At 49.1% G+C, this 20,421-nt stretch carries 20 protein-coding genes and 1 pseudogene; 18 read left to right on the forward strand and 3 right to left on the reverse strand.

All coding sequences use genetic code 11. The annotated features are described in order from the left end of the window. Nucleotides 1–13 precede the first annotated feature (13 nt). Nucleotides 14–721, forward strand: coding sequence for an MOSC domain-containing protein (locus PGL01S_RS04760; RefSeq protein WP_127491966.1), 708 nt, complete (start codon nt 14–16; stop codon nt 719–721). Between the two features lie 50 nt (nt 722–771). Here the strand turns inward: PGL01S_RS04760 and PGL01S_RS04765 are convergent, their stop codons facing one another. Then, nucleotides 772–1,605 carry an MBL fold metallo-hydrolase gene (locus PGL01S_RS04765; RefSeq protein ID WP_127492373.1) on the reverse strand — a complete coding sequence of 278 codons (834 nt, stop codon included), beginning with the start codon at nt 1,603–1,605 and terminating at the stop codon, nt 772–774. A 211-nt stretch (nt 1,606–1,816) separates the two neighbouring features. On the opposite strand from PGL01S_RS04765, the pseudogene PGL01S_RS04770 reads away from it, so the two are divergent. The 4 genes and pseudogenes from PGL01S_RS04770 to PGL01S_RS04785 all read left to right on the forward strand — a co-directional run. Beyond that, a pseudogene (locus PGL01S_RS04770) lies at nt 1,817–2,077 on the forward strand (hypothetical protein); the annotation flags it as partial. Nucleotides 2,078–2,151: 74 nt separating this feature from the next. Further along, entirely contained in the window at nt 2,152–4,164 is a 2,013-nt protein-coding gene (locus tag PGL01S_RS04775) for a Na+/H+ antiporter (RefSeq protein WP_127491968.1), read from the forward strand. Between the two features lie 59 nt (nt 4,165–4,223). Then, nucleotides 4,224–4,781, forward strand: coding sequence for an NADPH-dependent FMN reductase (locus PGL01S_RS04780; RefSeq protein WP_127491970.1), 558 nt, complete (start codon nt 4,224–4,226; stop codon nt 4,779–4,781). A gap of 4 nt (nt 4,782–4,785) precedes the next feature. Further along, the gene (locus PGL01S_RS04785; RefSeq protein WP_127491972.1) at nt 4,786–5,325 is read left to right on the forward strand and encodes a GNAT family N-acetyltransferase; all 540 of its coding nucleotides are present in this window, start codon (nt 4,786–4,788) and stop codon (nt 5,323–5,325) included. 113 nt (nt 5,326–5,438) lie between these two features. Here the strand turns inward: PGL01S_RS04785 and PGL01S_RS04790 are convergent, their stop codons facing one another. Next, a complete protein-coding gene (locus tag PGL01S_RS04790) occupies nt 5,439–6,392 on the reverse strand; it encodes a substrate-binding domain-containing protein (RefSeq protein WP_127491974.1) in 954 nt (317 codons plus the stop codon). Nucleotides 6,393–6,557: 165 nt separating this feature from the next. On the opposite strand from PGL01S_RS04790, the gene modA reads away from it, so the two are divergent. The 5 genes from modA (at nt 6,558) to PGL01S_RS04815 (ending at nt 11,649) form a co-directional block, all read left to right on the forward strand. Next, nucleotides 6,558–7,349, forward strand: a complete 792-nt coding sequence (gene modA, locus PGL01S_RS04795; RefSeq protein WP_127491976.1) for a molybdate ABC transporter substrate-binding protein — start codon at nt 6,558–6,560, stop codon at nt 7,347–7,349. Between the two features lie 106 nt (nt 7,350–7,455). Next, nucleotides 7,456–7,836 carry a hypothetical protein gene (locus PGL01S_RS04800; RefSeq protein WP_127491978.1) on the forward strand — a complete coding sequence of 127 codons (381 nt, stop codon included), beginning with the start codon at nt 7,456–7,458 and terminating at the stop codon, nt 7,834–7,836. 114 nt (nt 7,837–7,950) lie between these two features. Beyond that, nucleotides 7,951–9,447: a spore germination protein gene (locus PGL01S_RS04805; RefSeq protein WP_244935512.1), complete on the forward strand. Its 1,497-nt coding sequence runs from the start codon at nt 7,951–7,953 to the stop codon at nt 9,445–9,447. A 5-nt stretch (nt 9,448–9,452) separates the two neighbouring features. Next, a complete protein-coding gene (locus PGL01S_RS04810) occupies nt 9,453–10,550 on the forward strand; it encodes a GerAB/ArcD/ProY family transporter (protein ID WP_127491980.1) in 1,098 nt (365 codons plus the stop codon). Next, nucleotides 10,543–11,649 carry a Ger(x)C family spore germination protein gene (locus tag PGL01S_RS04815; protein ID WP_127491982.1) on the forward strand — a complete coding sequence of 369 codons (1,107 nt, stop codon included), beginning with the start codon at nt 10,543–10,545 and terminating at the stop codon, nt 11,647–11,649. The genes PGL01S_RS04810 and PGL01S_RS04815 overlap by 8 nt, the downstream gene beginning before the upstream one ends. Nucleotides 11,650–11,749: 100 nt before the next feature. Here the strand turns inward: PGL01S_RS04815 and PGL01S_RS04820 are convergent, their stop codons facing one another. Then, nucleotides 11,750–12,175 carry a hypothetical protein gene (locus tag PGL01S_RS04820; RefSeq protein ID WP_127491984.1) on the reverse strand — a complete coding sequence of 142 codons (426 nt, stop codon included), beginning with the start codon at nt 12,173–12,175 and terminating at the stop codon, nt 11,750–11,752. A 156-nt stretch (nt 12,176–12,331) separates the two neighbouring features. On the opposite strand from PGL01S_RS04820, the gene PGL01S_RS04825 reads away from it, so the two are divergent. From PGL01S_RS04825 to PGL01S_RS04860, 8 genes are all read left to right on the forward strand, one after another. After that, the gene (locus tag PGL01S_RS04825) at nt 12,332–13,528 is read left to right on the forward strand and encodes an MFS transporter (protein WP_127491986.1); all 1,197 of its coding nucleotides are present in this window, start codon (nt 12,332–12,334) and stop codon (nt 13,526–13,528) included. A 66-nt stretch (nt 13,529–13,594) separates the two neighbouring features. Next, complete coding sequence (locus tag PGL01S_RS04830; protein ID WP_127491988.1) at nt 13,595–14,392, forward strand: DUF2935 domain-containing protein; 798 nt, start codon at nt 13,595–13,597, stop codon at nt 14,390–14,392. A gap of 120 nt (nt 14,393–14,512) precedes the next feature. Then, nucleotides 14,513–15,100 carry a hypothetical protein gene (locus PGL01S_RS04835; protein ID WP_127491991.1) on the forward strand — a complete coding sequence of 196 codons (588 nt, stop codon included), beginning with the start codon at nt 14,513–14,515 and terminating at the stop codon, nt 15,098–15,100. A 12-nt stretch (nt 15,101–15,112) separates the two neighbouring features. Then, a complete protein-coding gene (locus PGL01S_RS04840) occupies nt 15,113–15,826 on the forward strand; it encodes an AAA family ATPase (RefSeq protein ID WP_127491994.1) in 714 nt (237 codons plus the stop codon). A 25-nt stretch (nt 15,827–15,851) separates the two neighbouring features. After that, nucleotides 15,852–16,397 (forward strand): GrpB family protein, encoded by a 546-nt coding sequence (locus tag PGL01S_RS04845; protein WP_127491996.1) that lies wholly within the window; start codon nt 15,852–15,854, stop codon nt 16,395–16,397. A 13-nt stretch (nt 16,398–16,410) separates the two neighbouring features. Next, nucleotides 16,411–17,319 (forward strand): LysR family transcriptional regulator, encoded by a 909-nt coding sequence (locus PGL01S_RS04850; protein ID WP_127491999.1) that lies wholly within the window; start codon nt 16,411–16,413, stop codon nt 17,317–17,319. Between the two features lie 101 nt (nt 17,320–17,420). Then, nucleotides 17,421–19,709 (forward strand): 5-methyltetrahydropteroyltriglutamate--homocysteine S-methyltransferase, encoded by a 2,289-nt coding sequence (gene metE, locus PGL01S_RS04855; RefSeq protein WP_127492001.1) that lies wholly within the window; start codon nt 17,421–17,423, stop codon nt 19,707–19,709. Between the two features lie 178 nt (nt 19,710–19,887). Further along, nucleotides 19,888–20,421: a sigma-70 family RNA polymerase sigma factor gene (locus PGL01S_RS04860; RefSeq protein ID WP_127492003.1), complete on the forward strand. Its 534-nt coding sequence runs from the start codon at nt 19,888–19,890 to the stop codon at nt 20,419–20,421.

Genomic DNA, 20,421 nt, shown 5'->3' on the forward strand with positions numbered 1-20,421 from the left:
GGGGTATTCGAACGTGCAGATCGGCCAAATTCAAGAAATATACCGTTATCCGGTGAAATCGTTTGCAGGCGAGAAGCTTGAGGATTGCGTAATCGAAGAGTATGGCATGCTCGGAGACAGGTTTGTCGCCTTTTATGATGAGACGAAGAAGGAATGGTATAAATACATAACCGCAAGGAATATACCCAATCTATTGAATTATCGGGCGACATTCCGGAACGGGGAAATTCGGATTACGGGACCAGACGGACAAAAGTATAGCTGGGATGAAAGGCTGCTGAAAGAAGTCCAGAGCCAGACGAAGACAAGGCTGACCATGTCGGCCATGAAAGAAGCGCATCCCGAGCATCCGCAGCTGCTGTCCGTGGACGGAGCGAGTATTCTGATCATTACGGACAGCTCCTTGAACAAGCTTCAGCAGACTTGGGGCAAGGAGCTTGACGAGCGCCGTTTCCGTGCCAACTTCGTAGTTAAGGTCGCAGATGATTCGTTTACCGAAGGAGATTGGATCGGCCGCAGGCTGACGATTGGAGATGCGCAGCTGCAGGTGGACAGCTTCTGCCAGCGATGCGTGCTTATTACGATGAATCCGGACACCCAGGTCAAAGACCCGTCTTTGCTTCGAAAAGTGAATGAAGAGTTTAATTTGAACTTTGGCGTATACGCTTCCGTCGTCAAGACCGGAACAATCAAGCAAGGGGATAAGGTGTTGCTGGATTAAACGTCAATAACAGAAAGAAACCGTGGGCTTCAGCCCACGGTTTCTTTCTGTTATTGAACATACTTCCCATGCTCCGGAAGCGCAAGGATATCGAAATTGCGAGCCAAATTATCCAAGCTGCTAGAGAGCAAGTCCCCCTTCATCGGCATCCCGTGCCCGGTGACGGCAACGGCTGGCTTTAAAGCCTCTAGCTTGCGGACCGATTCGGAAGCCGCCTTCCAATCCGTCGTTAAATAACGCGGTGGACCGTTTAATTCAAGCTCTTGCGTGATAACGCTCCACATCGATTCTTGCTTGACGGTCACGAAAGCATCTCCGGCGAGTAAGGTTCGGTCGCTGTCCCGGAAGAAAGACACATGTCCTGGTGAATGTCCAGGGGTATGAAGCCAACGCCACCCCGCCAGATGGGGAACCGAGCCGTCCTCCGGCAGGGTCGTTAGATGATGGCCCAGGTTGATCGCATCGACGGGAAACAGTGAGGAGAGCTTCGCTACCAGTCCGCTATCCACGGAAGGGTCAGGCTCCGGGTAATTGCGTTGACCCGTGAGGTAGGGCAGCTCATCCGGATGGGCATAAACAGGCACATTCCAATGTTCGACCAGTTCCACAATCGATCCGACATGATCGAAGTGACCGTGAGTAAGAAAAATCGCTTCAGGTCTTGCCCCGGAACCAAAGCGCTCTTCTGCTTCCCCGATAATGGTATCGGCCGCGTGCGGCATGCCGGCATCGACGAGGACCCAGTTTTTTTGCCCGGGCATCCCTATAAAACAGACATTCACGATTTGGACGGTCAGACAATGCAAGTCGGGCAGAACCTCCAGGCCCTTGCCGCTTTTAATTGAAGTAACCGGGAGGTAATGATAATCCTCGCCGTAGGACATATCTTCATGCTCGTGCATGGGTATCCCTCTCTTTCCTGATTGCCCGTAATTTGTCCCATTCCCCGGCATATCATTACCATCGAATGAAATACTCTCCTGATACACATCCTATTAGCGATTAAGCCAACTAAAAGAGGTTTCACCTTGTATTTCTACAAACAAGATTTGATTAACATGATCGTACCGGACTGGTTCAGGGGAATAAATTCCGGGTAATGCTGGTATAGATCACGCTCCGCTTGATGAAGCGGTGAAGCGTGCAAACCCGCATCACTATATAGTTGGCGCACAAGGTACGTTGCCGGTTCCCCGTACCGAATTACGATATTAACAAATATCCGGAATTCCGGTAATACGTCGAAAAGAGCCTTCATAACGCCCAATTCAACTTCCGACTGGACGATACGAGAATTCCTATAATCCCGAGCTGCCTAACGAGCACGCTCCCGGACTGACGGACATGGGCAGGTAGCAAAATGAACGGAAGGGATCGATCGCAATATGCGGCTGGTCCCTTTTGTAATACAAAAGGAAGGGGGAGCCCGCTTGGAAATTTTTATTATCGTACTCGTCATGCTTGTCTTGATTGGCGTGTCCAATGTCCTTTATCGCTATATTCCATTCGTACCGGTTCCGCTTATCCAGATCGCCCTCGGAGCCGTTATTGCCGTTATTCCGATTGGGTTCCATCTGCATCTGGAGCCGGAATTATTCTTTATCCTGTTCATCGCTCCGCTCTTGTACAACGACGGAAGAAACACGCCGCGCGATGAACTGTGGAGGTTGCGTGCTCCTATTTTGCTGCTGTCCGTAGGGCTGGTGTTCGCAACGGTTGTAGTTGTTGGTTACACGATTCACTGGATGATACCAACGATTCCTATTGCCGCGGCTTTTGGTCTTGCGGCCATTCTGTCTCCTACGGACGCGGTTGCCGTAGGAGCCTTGGCCGGCCGGATCCAGCTGCCCAAAAGCTTGATGCGCTTATTGGAAGGCGAGGCTCTGATGAATGACGCCTCCGGTCTCGTTGCCTTCAAATTCGCAATCGCAGCAGCGATGACAGGGGTATTCTCGTTGCACAAAGCAACGTTCAGCTTTATTGTTATTGCCGTTGGCGGGCTTCTGGTCGGCGCATTGCTTGCATTTCTCATTATCGGAATCCGGCAGCTGCTCAGAAGGGCGGGACTGGAGGACGAGACGATGCATATGCTGCTGCAGCTCGTTACGCCGTTTCTGCTCTATCTTATCGCGGAAGAGCTGGGCGTGTCCGGTATCCTTGCTGCGGTTGCCGGCGGAATTGTCCATGCCATCGAGGATGACCGGGTGGATCACAGCATGCCAAGGTTGAAGGCGGTATCCGTCAATACCTGGTCGGTAATCCTGTTTATTTTGAACGGGCTTGTTTTTGTTATTTTGGGTCTTCAAATCCCGCAGGTCACCTCGGTAATCTTTAAGGATCCGGCCTTTAATAACGGGGTCGTCATTGGTTACGCGATCGTTATTTTTGTGCTGCTGCTGGTACTGCGGTTCGTCTGGACTTTTCTGTTCACCTGGATTGGAAAAGATAAGCTTAGTCTTAAAGTCATCGTTCTTACGACGGTTTCCGGTGTGCGGGGAGCCGTTACGCTTGCCGGTGCTTTCTCGATTCCGCTTGTGCTGAACAACAACGATCCGTTCCCTCAAAGAGACTTAATTATTTTTCTCGCCGCTTTTATTATTCTGTTGTCGCTTCTGTCGGCCAGCATTCTGCTGCCGCTTATTGCGAAAAAACGGATAGTAGCGGACGAATCCGAGAAGGCCCATGAGGAGAGGGAATGGCAAATGAAAGTGATGGGGGCAGCGATCCGGCATTTGGAACGCGTCACCCATGAAGCGAATGAAGAGGCGATCGAGTCCGTTATTGCCGAGTACCGCAGGATGATCCTGGAGCTGGAGATTCGCGAGAACCAGAACAGACCGCTGCCGCGACGCCGTCAGCAGGAGCTGGAAATGCGGATTGTGGCGCTCGATATCGAGCGGAAATACGTAAACGAGCAGCTTGAGAACGGTTCGATTAGCGAGAAGCATGCGGATTTCTACTATAAGATGCTGGATCAGATCGAGCTGATTTTGGCCAACCGGCTGCATCTATGGCGAATGGTGCTGAAGGGGCTATGGAGCAAAGTAAAAGCGAATTTTACAAGCGCAGGCCGAAAATTAGCGTTCTCCGAAGCGGATATTGCAACGCTCCGCGGTCTAAGGCTTCAATGCTCCGAGGCGGTCCTTGAAGAGATGGATGCCAGATGCCAGCCCGATACGAAAGACGATCCGACTGAATGCGTAACGGCTTATTATCATCAGATCATCAAGCGAATGAAGGCGATGCCCGTTCATACGAAGAACAAGACTCAGGACTTCAACGAAGCGCGGAAGGAGCTGCACTGGATTGCGATTCAAGCCGAAAGGGATGAGGTTCAATCCTTGTACGAGAAAGGAACTATCGACCGGGAGCTGGCTTCGAATCTGCGTCGGCATATCCGGGACCGCGAGGCGGCTATGTACGAGGAGGATGAAATCGGTTAATCTTAAAGTTGTGCTCTATTTTGCACAGTATACTTAAGATTGAAGGAGAGATGCACACCATGACGCAATCCTATCATATTGTTGGCCTGACCGGCAGCTTGCGCAAGGCTTCCCTGAACAAAACGTTGTTAAAAAACGCGGCGGTGTTTCTACCGGAAAATTATACATACACCTACGCCGAGCTTGGCGACCTGCCGCTCTATAACCAGGATCTCGAGGAGGATTTGCCGGAATCCGTCAAGCAGTTCGCCGAGCTGTGCAGCTCCGCAGATGGTTTTCTGATCAGTACTCCAGAATATAACGGTCTTATCACGGGCGTGCTCAAGAACGCACTCGATTGGGTATCCCGGAAAAATATCGGTGCCCCGCTTGCGACAAAGCCGGTTGCGGTTATGGGTGCTACACCAGGCCCGAGCGGCACGGCACGCGCGCAAACAAACCTGCGCCAGCTCATTTTCGCCCTGGATATGGATCCGGTGAACCGTCCCGAGCTGAAGCTTGCCCAGGCGCATATGAAATTCGACGATGACGGCCGGTTAACGGACTTTGCCATCTTGCAGGTGCTGCAGCAATTAATGGATAAATTCATCCATAAAATCGAGCGTTCGAAGGAATAGCGGCATGAATAAGAGCGGGATTTATTTGCGTATGCTTGAGCCCGAAGATGCCAAGCCTATGCTCGATTTGAAGCTGAGGAACCGAGCTTTCTCCCAGCCATTCGAACCGATCAGAGGGGATGAGCATTATACGCTCGAGGAGCAGATGAAGGATATTGGCAACGGAATTTCGGCGGCGCAGCAGGGAACGGCTTATATTTACGGCGTATTTCTGACGGAAACGGATGAGCTGATTGGCCGGATTGCCCTCACGAGCGTGACCCGCGGCGTGTTTCAGAATGCATATATGGGCTACTTTATCGATCAAGCTCATAATGGTCGCGGTTATGCCACCGCTGCCGTAGCGGAAATGGTTGGCAAAGCCTTCCACGATCTTCATCTTCATCGCATTCAGGCAAGCGTAATGCCAAAAAACGGGAGTTCCCTCCGAGTCCTCGAAAAAGCCGGCTTCCGGCAAGAAGGACTAGCCCGGCGTTATCTGAAAATAAACGGGCAATGGGAAGACCATCTCTTATTTGCCATCACGAAAGAAGACTTGCTTTAAGAAAAAGAGGCTGTGCAGTTATCCTGCACAGCCTCTTCTTCTTATTTCCTCTAAAAGGTTAAAAGCAAATGGAGCATTTCATGAATGTGTAATTTGCCTTCTAACCTCCACCCTTAAGTTTCAAACAAAACCTGGCCCGTCAAAGACAAATCATAACCGGATATGGACCGAAGCTCGTTCTGAAAAGCAGGGGAGTTGAGGATGCCGAGCACGGCTGCGATCCATGCCATATTCTCCGGCTTCTTCAGCAGCACCAAATCATATTGCTCTTGAATGAGCGGAACAAAGTCTACATTGCCCACTATAGTAGCGGCTTTCTCGATGCCAACCCCAACATCGGCTTCCCCCGAAGCTACCTTCCCTGCAACCCCGATATGATTGCTTTCCTCATGTTCATAGCCGGAAAGCTGATCTGCCTTAATTCCGTGAAGCCGCAGCTGTTCGTCGAGCAGAACCCGGGCGCCGGCGCCCTTCTCCCGGTTTGCGAACCGGATGCCCGGTCGTCCAAGATCGGCCCACCCGCCAAGCTGAAGCGGATTTCCCTTAGCGACATACAAGCCGGCCCGGCGTTTAAGCAAATGAACCACTTTATAGGAGGAGCCAATCAGTAATCTCCGGATGTAAGGGAGGTTGTACTCTCCCGAATCGCCATCCAGCAGATGGGTGCTGACAATGTCCGATTCTCCTTTATACATGGAAATCAAGCTATCCAGACTGCCTACATACGAGCGCAAGGGACGGATGCCGGGTATCTGTTTCTCCATATGCTTCGCTAGAAGATCAAGACTGACATCTTGACCGGTAATGACGATTGGGCGGCTTCCGCCAACGGGGAAGCTAGGCACGGACTGTGTGGCAGGATGTGCGGGTGCAGCATATTCCGTGCCTTTTCCCGCGTTTTTTGTTTTCAGTTTATAAGCTTCAAGATCGGATGCGTCTACCCGCATCTGCTTGCCGACACGGTAGGAGGGCAGCTCGCCTTTTTTGATCAGATCATAAACGGTAAGCTTGGATACTTTAAGAATCTGGGCGATTTCTTCGGTTGTATAGGAAATATCATCGGCCATTAAAAGTCTTCACCTTCAATTCAACGGTTTGGCCATATTGTAACATAACAAACAACTCTATTGTGCCCCGGCAACAAAAAGTCAGTATTTATTGGATTGGATTAGTGATGTATGATATAAACTAGTTATAAATAGATATAAACAGATATATATGGAGGAGAACGGATGAGAAGAAAGCTTAAAAGCAGTTTGGTTTTATTAGGTCTGGTCATTATCATTCTGGTTATGGCAGCTTGTGCAAAAGAAGAGCCTCAAACGAAGGTTGAGCTGACCATATCCGCGGCGGCCAGCTTGACGGATGCTCTTAACGACATTCAGAACATGTACGAGGAAAAAAATCCGAATGTGAAGCTGAATTTCAACTTTGGCGCTTCGGGCGCTCTGCAGCAGCAAATTGAACAAGGAGCTCCGGCCGATCTGTTCCTGTCCGCTGCCGCGAAAAATTTGAAGGCACTGGTGGATAAGCAGCTTATCGATACGGATAAACAAACGAATCTGCTCAGCAATGAGCTTGTTGTAGTCGTTCCGGCTGATGGCGGCATTGCGCTTGCAACGGAAAACGATCTGACCAAAGCGGAAGTGAAGCATCTAGCGATTGGCATTCCGGAAAGCGTTCCGGCAGGCAATTACGCGAAAGAATCGTTGACGAATGCGAAGCTGTGGGATTCCCTGGTAGCCAAGTCCGTGCAAGGCAAGGACGTTAGACAAGTCCTCCAATACGTCGAGACGGGTAACGCGGATGCGGGCTTTGTGTACAAGACGGATGCCTTGACTTCGGATAAAGTGAAAATCGCGTTTAACGTAGATCCGGCGACCTACACGGCTATCCAGTATCCGATCGGAATCGTGAAAGCGTCGAAGCACAGCAAGGAAGCGGAAGATTTCTACGCGTATTTGCAATCGCAGGAAGCGCTTGACGTGTTCGTGAAATACGGCTTCTCTGTACCTGCAAAATAATAGAATTAACAAAAGAACGGGCAGCTCCCGTTCTTTTTTATTTGGTTTGTTTTACACGGGCAGTCAATCGGATTAAACTGGAAATTAGCGAGAAGGGGAGGTATTCATGCGTAAAGTTTTTGTTGCCGCGGTTATTTTATTTGTTCTGGCTGTTATGATTGTATCCCGTAAGAGTGAGGAAGGGTTTCGGATTACGGTCCATAATCAATTGGATCAGGAGATTATCCAGTTGACTCTCGTCTATCCCAACGGTTCGCAAACATTCGAAATGAAGGCTCATTCGGACCAAAAGCTTCACGTTTATCCCCAAAACTTTGGAGAAGGCTCCATCACCCTGCAGTATGAGGATAAGCTGACGAAACAGGAAATTACGATTTTTGGCTATATCGAAAATAATTATAGGGGAAAGGCTGATGTCACGATTGATTCGATAGCGGACAATGGTGAGCTTCAGGCTACGGTAGAAACAGAAGACCATCTTTATTAAGCTGCATATATTATAGTTTAGAAGCCGCGATCTTTCGATCGCGGTTTTTTTTGGTTAATTTTCAGGAAGATTATGCAAACTAAGATTTATTCTATCCTTGGCAGGTGAGTGCGGATGACATTTTCTAAAGCGTTGCGAAACATGATCGTTAAGGAATCGGCGAGCCAAACCAATCAAGATGATCAGTCTCCGCCCGAACAAGACTCCAAGCCGCCGACGCTCGCCCACACGTTGGAGGAGTTCGTTGACTGCAGCGATATTACGCACCGTACGTTTCCGGATCATCAAATCGATCTCGTGTATTTCGATCAATTGACGGATAAGGATAAGCTCAGCCGGCATATTTTGTCCCCGCTGTTGAGTGGCAGCGACGAGGATGTCGCCAAGATGGTGAAGCATCTGCAGCCTTTTAAAACAACCAGCAGCAAAACGCTGATTCTGGATGTTTTATCAGGCGGCATAGCGGTGTTTCACGGTCCGGATGCTTACGTATTCGATGTCTACAGCCCGGAAGCCAGGGCAATTAGCCAATCCGAGACGGAAACGGTCATTACAGGCCCGCATGATGCTTTCACCGAGCAAATCAATACAAGTCTCGCGATGATTCGCGCCAGGCTAAAGAGCTCCCATTTGAAGGTCATTAAGCTCTCGGTTGGCGAGGTTTCCAAAACGGACGTGTACCTGCTCTATATAAAGGATATCGTCAACATGAAGTTCGTTGAAGAAGCCAAAAAGCGCATTCAGCAAATCGAGGTTGATGCCATACTCGATACGAACATGCTTATCCAGTACATGGATGACAATAAATATTCCATCTTCCCGCAGTATCTGACTTCCGAGCGGCCGGACGCGATTGTCTCGAAGCTGGTAGCCGGACGCGTGGCGGGAATCGTGGACGGCAGCCCCTCGGTACTATCCTTGCCCACATCGTTTTTCGAGTTTTTCTCTTCATCGGACGATTACTATCAGCGATGGATTCTGGGCAGCGCCATCAGACTGCTTCGCTTCATTGCGTTTGTGATAACGATTAGCTTTACCGCCTTGTACGTTTCCGTTACGACGTTTCATTACGAGATGATTCCGGAAAATCTGCTCATGACGTTAACGGAATCACGGAGCAGGGTGCCTTTCCCTCCTTTATATGAAGCTTTATTAATGGAAGTTACCATTGAGCTGCTTCGCGAAGCGGGAGCCCGGCTTCCAACCAAAATCGGACAGACGATTGGTATCGTTGGCGGTATCGTGATCGGACAGGCAGCCGTGCAGGCGGGGTTGACCAGCAACATTCTGATCATTGCCGTTGCTTCATCTGCCATTGCTTCATTCGTCATTCCGAGTTACGTGATGAGTGCGTCGATCCGGTTAATCCGGTTTGGACTGATCATGTTGGCCGGCTTCTTGGGTAATCTCGGACTGGTGTTCGGTATTGCGGCTATCGTCATTCACTTGTCCGGTCTGACCAGCATGGGAACGTCGTATCTCAACCCGGTTGCCCCATTCAAGCCAAAAGATTGGAAGGACATCTTTATTCGAGCTCCCTTCACAGCCTTGCGGGAAAGACCTTCGCAAAGCTCTTCCCCAAATGTGATGCGAAATAAAACCAAGGAGTGACCCTTATGAATACGGAGACGAAGGAAAAGCTCTCTCCATTCCATACCACCATCCTCGTCCATATGATTCAAACGGGTGTCATGGCTTTAATTCTTCCGCAGCTGCTCGCGGAGACCTTCGGCACAAACGGATGGATTACGGTGCTGGGGTTTGGTCTTATAGCAACTATAAATATTCTTTTGATTGGGGCGGTATATAAGCTGGGGAAAGGGCGGTCGATCTTTCAAATTCTGGAGCAGTCGATCCCCAAGTTTATGCTGGTACCCGTTTATTTAGCTTTAGCTATCGTATGGAGCATGCTTGGCTGCATGGCGGGGAAGGAATATATTCTTATTTTCCAGATGTACGCTTTCCCGACCACGGATCCGATGGAATTCAAATTCATCATGGATCTCCTCGTTTTCTGGCTGCTGACTAAAGGCTTGTACAATATTACGAAAGCATCTACCGTATTTTTTGGGCTGTTTGTTTGGATGTTCTTACTGCTGTTCTTTTTCTATACGGATTTCAGCTGGTCTAGACTTACGCCATTCTTATTCAAGGGAGGACATTTCACTTATCTTGAAAGCATGGATATTTATTCGTCGCTACTTGGTTACGAGGTTGTTCTTCTCATGTTTGCGTATACAAATAAGAAGACAAAGTTCGTAAAATCGGTCCTGATTGGCAACGGTATGACGACTCTGACTTATTCCTATCTCTCGATCGTTACGTTTGGGGTCTTTAGTCTCGAGCAATTAAAGAACAAGGCATTTCCCGTGCTTGAAATGTTAGCCTATATCCGTTTTCCTTTTATGGAGAGGATGGAAAATCTGCTGTACGGTTTTGTTTTGTTTACCGTCTTATTCTCGATCCTGATGTACGAGTGGTGCGCTTTGGAGGTGCTGAAGCAAATTTTTCCCAAGCTGAAAGCGAATTTCCTCGCTTTTATCGTTATGTTGACATGCTTTCTGATCGCTTATATTCCGAAGACTTTAAACGAGGTTGGGGATTGGCTTAGTACGCTAAGCATGATCGAATCGGGGATTGCATTTGGTCTGCCTATTTTGCTATTGGTCGTGCTTATGTTTCAGAAAATGGGGAGAAGTCCTGCTCATGAATAGATTACCGATTAGCTTGCTGGCGATATTGATGCTTGTCGTGCTTCCCGGATGCGACTACCGGATATTGGAGCGCATAGGTTTTACCTACGCGGCCAGCTATGATGCGGCTCCGCAGAATCAGGTTGAAATTACGGTCAGTATACCAAGAGCCGAGCCGACGATAAAAGTGAAAAGGGAGCTCCATTCCGCCATCGGGCAAAGCTCAAAGGATGCGAGAATTAAATTTGCTAATGAGACCGATCTCCTGCTTGTTAATGGACAAATCCGGGTGCTGCTGTATTCCGAGGCGCTTGCCCGTAAAGACCTGTCTAATGAAATAAACAGCATTTTGAGGGACACCTCGATTTCACCGCTCGTCAAGATCACTTTAGTAAACGGGAACGCGAAGGAACTCCTGTCCAAAAACTACAAGCAGCATTTGTCTACCGACAAATACATCAACCGCCTTCTCGAGAAATCGAGCAGCAACCACCGTATTCCGAGAACAACTCTATACGAGTTCGAGCGGGATTATTATGATGACGGGATTGACCCGATTGCACCCATTCTTAAAGAAGCGGGTGAAGATATTGCGGTTGATGGCATCGCTTTATTTCAGGATTATAAATATATCGCCAAAATCTCTAATCGCGATGCCTTGTTGTTCTCCATATTGCGGGGGAAATTCAAGAAAGGTGACATGAGCTTGGTCTTGAGCAGAGGGGAAGACGGGAGTTCATCGGAATATATCATGTTCACTTCCGTACTCAGCAACCGCAAGGTGCATGTGGAACGCAGAGCCGGCGGCACCATACATGTTACGATCAATGCCAATTTCAAAGGCTCTGTACACGAATACATCGGGAATAAAAAACTTAGCGTTGACGCGCAAAGGCATGAGGTGGAGAGTAAAGTATCCGAGATCATGACCGAAAGCGCGAATCGACTTGTAAAGCAGCTGCAGCTGCACAAGGTGGACAGCCTGGGCATAGGCATCCATGTCCGCAACAGCATGTCTTACGAGGCGTGGAAGAAGCTGAATTGGCGCGAGGAATATCAGAAGGTAGAAATCGAATGCAAGCTGCATTTTAAAGCAAAAGATTATGGGAAGATAAGGTAGAATCAAGCAAGGAACGTTACAATACGCAATGCCAAAGGAAATGCTGAAACAAACAGTAAACCCGCTGCAGGCACCAGCCTGCAGCGGGCTTTTTTGTGTCTTATTGCATCGAGCGGTATGGCGTCGAATGCATGCCATCGTTATGGGAGTTGAAATTCGAATAAGAATGTTGCGGCTGTTGCGATGCATATCCCGTGTTGTAGGACGGAGTATGGGTATTAAAGGATTGCGAAACCGAGGAGTTGAATTGCGTATGAATCATGCTCTCCACTTGTCTGCAAATTTGCGATACTTGCTGAAGCTGTTGAATAGCCGTTTGGTGGCCTTGAAGAGCGGTTTGGATGATTTGGGCTGCTTTTTGCTCGCGTGCCGCGAGTTCTTCAAGACGTTGCGCATTTTGCTGCTCTTGCTGAAGCAGCATTTGATAATTTTGGCTGGCTTGCTGCGTTTGGTTAACCAGCTGTTGAATCACTTGCTCACATTGATGAAGGGATTGGCTTGCTTGATTGTTGTTTGAGAATTGCATGTTCTGAAATTCCTCCTTTGGTTTGACGAACACGTATATAATCCCTTTCGCGGCCATTACTATTCAAATTTTTTGTCCGACATAAATCGATCGGGAAAGGGTCACTCTAATAAGCGGTGCTCGACTTAATCCCGACTTGTTTACTTGGAGGAAGTAATGGAGAAGAAGAAGCAATTAGATCTGGCTTCCATCGCAACAATTCCTTTAACGATGACTTTAGCGAACTCGATATTGATTCCTGTCCTTCCTTCCATGCAGAAAGCGATGGGAATAACCGCGTTGCAATCCAGTTTGTTAATTACGGCTTATGCCGCTGTCGCAATCTTGTTTATTCCCATTGCCGGATACCTCTCTGACCGCATCGGCAGGAAAAAAGTGATTTTGCCAGGGCTGCTGCTGGTTGCGGCGGCAGGCGCCTTTTGCGGCTTTGCCGCTATATCGTTCGATAAACCTTATGCTCTTGTTATGACGGGGAGGTTGTTTCAGGGATTAGGCGCGGCAGGCTGCTTCCCGGTCGTGCTTCCTCTTGTGGGTGACTTATTCAAGAAGGAAGAGGATGTAAGCAACGGACTTGGCCTTGTCGAAACGGCAAATACGTTCGGCAAAGTGCTTGCCCCAATCATTGGTTCTGCTTTAGCCATGTGGACCTGGTACATGCCGTTTTGGTTTATTCCGGTATTCAGCTTGATATCGTTTATTCTTGTAGCCGTATGGGTTAAGGCTCCCAAAGACAAAAAGCCGGCTATTCCGTTTGGCCAATTTGTTAGGGATGTCATCTCTTTGTTTCGGGAAAAGGGAAGGTGGATTTGGGGCGTGTACGTAGCGGGTGGAATCAATATGTTCGCTATTTTTGCCTCCTTGTTTTATTTGTCGGAGATTCTGGAGGAACGGGGAAGTCACGGTATATTGAAGGGCTGTCTCGTTGCTATCCCGCTCGCAGCCTTGTGTTCCACCTCATGGGCGATTGGCAAATGGATCGGACAGAACAAGAAATTGATGAAATGGATCAGCGTAATTGGCTTTATTGAGGCTGCAGGCAGCCTAATATTTTTGGCATTTGGGGGAAGGGACTCTATTTGGTTCATTATTATCCTCCTTTTCGTTGGCTCTATTGGCCTTGGGGCCGCATTGCCGAGCCTCGATGCTTTGTTGACGGAAGGAATCGAGAAGGATCAACGCGGCACGATCACGTCCATTTACAGCAGTATTCGATTCCTTGGTGTTGCGGCGGGGCCTCCCTTATCCGCGTTGCTGATCGCGCATTCGAAATCTTCCTTATTCTGGCTGCTAACCGCTTGCTGCGTTGCCGCCGCTCTTATCGCACTTTTTACGATTAAGCCAAAGCAGGCTTAAACGTTATATCCGGGCAGATCCCTTCATACCCTCTAAAGGAACGGTACCGGAGGAGGGATCAGCGTTTTGGCCAAGTCTGAATGGTATGAGCATCGCTTTTGGCTGCAGATTTTGGGTGATCACGGGAGGTTTATTTTAAATACCTTATCGCCTGTTGAGGTCAATGATATCAAGCTTGCCAATTATTTTATAACGGCCTTCGACCAGTTACTGGAGTATGCAAGGCAGTCCTCATCGGAGACGGATTGCTTGTCCATCAGCAGACAGGCACTCGAATTGACAATCGAATTGCGGTCGTTCAAGCTGAGTCTGCTGGACAGAGCCTTGTTAGGAAAAGTGAAAATCATGCTGACTCCGACTTTTCTCAACCATATGGTCAATGAGCTGGAGGAATATCTTCGTATATTGAAGGAGCTTGTTGCAGGCAAGCCGGTTCCCGTATTCGATGCCCTTCATCATGATTTCTTGTGGCTGCCGGATGCGGCCGGTCATGCGGCTGCCATAGGCAGTGACCTTGATTTTGTTGAGAAGCCGCTGATCAAGCAGACTCAACTATTCGAAGAACGCTTTAATCAGCTATACTTAAAAAGTATCGAAATGGCGGGTTACATGAGAACGGAATTGAAGGATTTTCCCGCATTCCGCAGGCTCCATAAAGAAGTGGATGTGGAGATGAAGCTATTTGTGGCTTTTCTCAAAGAGCTCGAGGAGCTTGAGGTAACCGATGAGGTGCTTGACCGGATCAGCCCGTTAATGCCCGATCATATGATGCGGGAAGAGTGTTATTACCTTACGAAGCTGGCCCAGCTTGGACTGGTGCCGAACCCGAACTGCCAGGCGGATAAACCGAGGGTTCAACCCTGACGCTGGAATGACTATCTCGTGATGAGATAGTCATTTTTTTATGGAGAATGAAACATAGGGAAACCATGAACCGTTCAAGGTATATGTTTTTATTTTCCATTAAAAGGAGTCTGAAGGGCTATGATGAAACAAATGATGCTTGCTGCGGCGTTTGTTACGTTGTTAAGCGGTTGTGGTTCGAATATCGGGGAGCAGGCACAGCAAGTTCGATATTCCATAGGCGATCAAGAGGTTATGCTCAAAGGACTGCAGGATATCAAGTTATTCGGGCAGAAAGAAGAAAACGGTTTATTCAAGGAGATCTCGGTCACGACATTGGCCGGGTCCAAGTCATTTCCTTGGTCCAATGTAACCAACCCAGCGTATTATCCGGCAATAGAGGTTGCTGATCTGAATGAGGACGGCGATAATGAAATTATAATTGTCTTAATCAAGCATTCTCATTCCAGTATTCAGAGCATAGGCGACAAGGTGAAGGTCACGGTTGACGTTGACGGTCAAACCTATAACAAGGACTACGCGAAATCTGCCGCCGGCACCTGGAATGATAAAATATGGTTTGGTAACGTCTTGAATTACGCAGTGATGGATAACAAGCTGGTAGCGTTGGTACCCGGAAATCTATCCCCTGCAGAATATCCGTTCACGATTAAGCTCGAATACGGGAAGGATCTTAAGGTAGCCGGATCAACGATAATAGAGCAGTAGGAGCTGAGGCTTGTGTTTCTTAGAAGCGTAGAGATCAGGCGGGATGAATCTATCAATGAACGGGAATATCCGTTCACGATTCCGGCGATCAAGTCAATGGACAGGCTGCATTTCCGTTCAAACGTAACGTTTCTCGTTGGCGAGAATGGCTCGGGCAAATCGACCTTGCTTGAGGCCATTGCTTATCAATGCGGTTTCCATACGGCTGGCGGAGGAAGGAACAACGCTTATGAGGTGGATGCTTCATCGGCGATACTGGGCAACGCCATCAGGCTGGCTTGGATGCCAAAGGTGACGAACGGGTTCTTCCTGCGCGCGGAAACCTTTTATCATTTTGCGTCTTATATCGACACGCTTGATCCCGATGTACTAAGCAATTACGGAGGCCGCTCCTTGCACAAGCAATCGCATGGGGAAGCTTTCCTGTCGCTGTTCAAGCACCGGTTCGGCAAAAAAGCCATCTATCTCCTTGACGAGCCCGAGGCGGCGTTATCCCCGGCTAGACAGCTGGCCCTTATGCGCGTTATTAAAGATTTATCGGAGGATGCCCAGTTTATAATCGCGACGCATTCCCCGATTCTGCTGGGGTATCCCGATGCGCAAATCTATAATTTCGATGAGCAGCCCATTGAGGAAATCGCTTATGAAGATACGCTGCATTACATTGTGACTCGCAGATTTCTCGAGAACCGGAAGACGGTGCTCAAGGAATTGTTTGAAGACTAATGGACAGTAAGGGGAGATTGCAAGCGTGGAGGACCAATGGAGAATTGCTGCGCATAATCCGCTGTGGTATGACATGTTCCGGGAAACAGCCGCAAAACTGAGAGCAGCCCTAGGCGACATTGCATTAAGAATTGATCATATCGGATCAACCTCCATCAGCGGTTTGGATGCGAAGCCTATTATCGATATTCAAATCTCCGTTTCCCGATTGGGCGAGCTGGTTGGTTATAAATCCAGGCTTGAACAGCTCGGATTCGTTTATAGGGAAGACAATCCCGACTTGTCAAAGCGATACTTCAGAGAAGCTCCCGGCAATTGCAGAATGCATATTCACGTAAGGCAATCAGGGAGCTTTTCGGAGCAGATGAACCTGTTATTCCGTGATTACTTGCGGCAGCACCCGAAGGATTGCCTGCGTTACGGGCAAGAAAAGCACAGGTTAATGGAGCAGTACAAGCATGAACGGATGAAATATGTGGAAGGCAAAGGTCCTATCGTATGGGACATTCTGCATAAAGCGCATCTCTGGTCGCAAGACATCGGCTGGCAGCCGGGCGAGACAGATAAGTAGAGGAGGGACAACGTTGACGTTAACTCAACTAAAATACATTATCGAAGTCGCGAACCGCGGTTCGATTAACGAAGCGGCGAAGAGGCTGTTTATTTCGCAGCCAACGCTGTCGAACGCGATTAAGGATCTGGAGGAAGAGCTGCAGCTAGCGATATTCGAGCGTTCGAATAAAGGGATTTCCCTTTCCAAGGAGGGAGTGGAGTTTCTCGGCTATGCCCGTCAGGTAGTGGAGCAAGCAGAGCTGCTGGAGGGCCGTTATTTGAACAAAAAGCCTTCTCCGCAGCATTTTTCGGTGTCCACGCAGCATTATGCTTTTGCCGTAAATGCCTTTGTAAGTTTGGTGCAGGAATACGGACAAGAGGAATACGAGCTGTCGCTACGGGAGACGAAGACCTACGAAATTATCGAGGACGTAAGAAGCCTGCGGAGCGAGATCGGCATCCTTTATCTGAACGAATTCAATGGCAAAGTCATCAATAAGCTGCTGAAAGACTCGAACCTTCATTTTACGAGCTTGTTTACGGCCAAGCCGCATATTTTCATCAGCATCAAGAACCCTTTGGCGAAGCAAGCCAAGGTAACGATTGACCAGCTGGACGAGTATCCGTATCTGTCCTTTGACCAAGGGGAGTACAACTCCTTCCATTTCGCGGAGGAGATTCTCAGTACGTTATCGCATAAGAAAAGCATCCGGGTCAACGACCGCGCGACGTTGTTTAACCTTCTGATCGGGCTGAACGGTTATACGATTTCGACCGGAGTTCTTAGCGCGGATCTGAACGGGAACGAGATTATTCCGGTGCCGCTTGATACCGACGAGACGATTAATGTGGGCTGGATTGCTCACAGGAGCACCGCGTTGTCCAAGCTGGGAACCGCCTATATCGAAGCCTTGCATCAGGCGATACCACCGGCTCCATGATATAGCTATTGGCTATAACTAGATATAGCATTTTACAGTTACACTATAACTCGAAATCCATGATATCTTTCTTGTAACAAATATTGAGGAGTTGTTGCAAGATGGCAAAGAGCAGTGTATTGGGGTACCCTCGAATCGGTGAAAACCGTGAATGGAAAAAAGCGCTGGAAGCATTCTGGGCAGGCAAGCTGGAGGAATCCGAGCTTCACAAACAGCTGCAGGAAATTCGCTTGAACCATCTGCGCAAACAACAGGACAAAGGCATCGACTTCATTCCGGTGAATGACTTCAGCTACTACGATCAAGTATTGGATACGGCCGCCATGTTCGGAATCGTTCCGAAGCGGTTTTCCTATAACGGCGGTCCGGTTCCGATTTCCGTCTATTACGGTATCGCTCGCGGCACGAAAGACGCTGCTGCAAGCGAAATGACGAAATGGTTCAACACGAACTACCATTACATTGTTCCGGAGTTCTATGGCGCTCAGCCGGCTCTTACGGAAAATAAACCGCTTATCGCTTACCGCGAAGCGAAAGAAAAGCTCGGCATCGAAGGGAAGCCGGTTATTCTTGGACCGTTCTCCTTCCTCAAGCTGTCGAAGGGATATGGCCGCTCCGAGGTGGACTCCTGGCTCTCGATCCTTCTAAAGCTGTATGTACAGGTTCTTCAAGAGCTTGCGGCCGAAGGCGTTCAATGGGTACAGATCGATGAGCCGGTGCTTGTGACGAAGCTGAGCAATGACGACGTGGCCCGCCTGAGAACGGTATACGGCAAAATCGCCGAAGCGGTACCCGGTCTGAACATTATGCTGCAGACTTACTTCGAATCGGTTGATCAATACAAGGAAATCGTTAACCTGCCTGTACAGGGCGTTGGCTTAGACTTCGTGCACGGATTAAAAGGCAACTTGTCCGCGATTCGCCAAAACGGCTTCCCGGCAGACAAAGTGCTTGGCGCCGGCGTGATTGACGGCCGCGGCATTTGGAAGGCATCGCTTGGGAAAAAGCTGGAGCTCTTGAAGGAACTGCAAGGTCTTGTACCGGCTGATAAGCTGCTTGTTCAAACTTCCTGCAGCCTGCTGCATGTCCCTGTTACGACAAAGCCGGAGACCAAGCTTCAGCCTGAGCTGAAGAATGCGCTTGCCTTCGCGGATGAAAAGCTGGACGAGGTCGTTCTGCTTACCCAAGCCTTGAACAATGGCGAAGCATCCGTTGCCGAAGCGCTTGCGTCGAACCAGTCGGATGTTGGGGCATTGGAGCAGTCCGCTTCCCGGAACCGTTCGGATGTTCAATCCGCGGTAGCGCGCATTGAATCGCAAGTACCGGCAAGAAAATCACCGTTTGCGGAACGTAACTCGGCTCAGCAGGAGAAATGGCAGCTGCCGTTGTTCCCGACCACAACGATCGGAAGCTTCCCGCAATCGACGGATGTACGCAAGGCGCGCCAGTCTTGGCGCAAAGGCGAATGGAACAACGAGCAGTATTCGAGCTTTATTCAGGACCAGATTGATGCTTGGATCAGCTATCAGGAGGAAATCGGTCTTGACGTACTGGTACACGGCGAGTTTGAACGGACGGACATGGTTGAATTTTTCGGCGAGAAGCTTGAAGGCTTTGCGTTTACTCAAAACGGATGGGTGCAATCCTACGGCTCCCGCTGCGTGAAACCTCCTGTTATTTTCGGAGACGTTGCTTTCAAGGAAGCGATGACGGTCGAAGAAACCGTGTATGCGCAATCCAAAACAGACCGTCCGGTAAAAGGCATGCTTACGGGGCCTATCACGATTATGAACTGGTCCTTCGTCCGCGACGATATCGAGCGCGAGCAAATTGCTTATCAGCTTGCTTATGCTCTCCGTCAGGAGGTGGAAGCGCTTGAGAATGCCGGCATCGGCATGATTCAGGTGGATGAGCCGGCCGTGCGAGAAGGCCTTCCTCTGAAGGAAGAAGAGCAGAAGCCTTATCTGGATTGGGCGGTTAAAGCGTTCCGCATGACAACCTGCACCGTTTCGGACACGACGCAAATTCACACTCATATGTGCTACTGCGAATTCCATGACATGATTGATTCGATCGAAGAGATGGATGCGGACGTCATCTCCATCGAGACTTCCCGCAGTCACGGCGAGCTGATCCACAGCTTTGAAGTGAATACGTACAAGCATGGCATCGGCCTTGGCGTTTACGATATTCACAGCCCTCGCGTACCGGATGTTCAGGAAATGACCAATATGATTGACCGCGCGCTTCAAGTTCTTGATCCTAAGCTATTCTGGATTAACCCGGACTGCGGATTAAAGACACGCGGCAAGGAAGAAACCATCGCTTCGCTGCGCAACATGGTCGAAGCCACCAAGCTGGCGCGCGACAAGTTTACCGTTAAGGCATAAGATGATTCCGGAGACTCTACCAGATCGATTGGTAGAGTCTCTTTTTGAGTCATTTTATCTTTTTTTTCATATTTGGGCTCAAGGTGTTACAAAATAGAGTTGATAGCCGTCTTATACATGTCAACGTTAAGCCCGGGGCAAGCGTTAAGGCAATTGAATATCAAGGAGGCAATGGAGAATGAATCTATCCAATCCGGCGCCGGATTTGTTTAAAGATATCTTTCATAAGCATTATCCGTCCGTACTTCGAAAATTAATAGCACTTCTGCGTGATCAATCGGCTGCAGAGGATTTGGCCCAGGAGGTATTCCTGAAACTTTACAAAAATCCGCCGTCAAGGCCGGAGGCCGTTGGAGCTTGGCTGCATCAGGTTCTAACGAGAAGCGCCTACGATTACTTGGATCAGAAGGCAAGAGAACGAATGCTGGTGCAGCGGCAGGAAAAACAGCTGATGACGGAGCCGCAAACCTTTCAATCCGGGGAGCAGGCCGTAATCAAGCAGGACGAGGAAGAGCAGGTTCAAGGCTGGCTGAACTCATTGCCCGAAAGGGACAGAGATTTGCTGCTGCTCCGTTACTCGGGATACAGCTATTCGGAAATCGCGCAGGAATTAAACGTGCAGCAGCCTCAAGTAGGCATGCTTCTGAAGCGGGCGGGAGAACGATTAAGAAAGCAAGCGTTAAAGCATGAAAATCAATGGTCGCAAGAGTAA

Origin of the sequence: Paenibacillus glycanilyticus NBRC 16618 (assembly GCF_004000805.1) — a bacterium.
Classification (GTDB): domain Bacteria; phylum Bacillota; class Bacilli; order Paenibacillales; family Paenibacillaceae; genus Pristimantibacillus; species Pristimantibacillus glycanilyticus.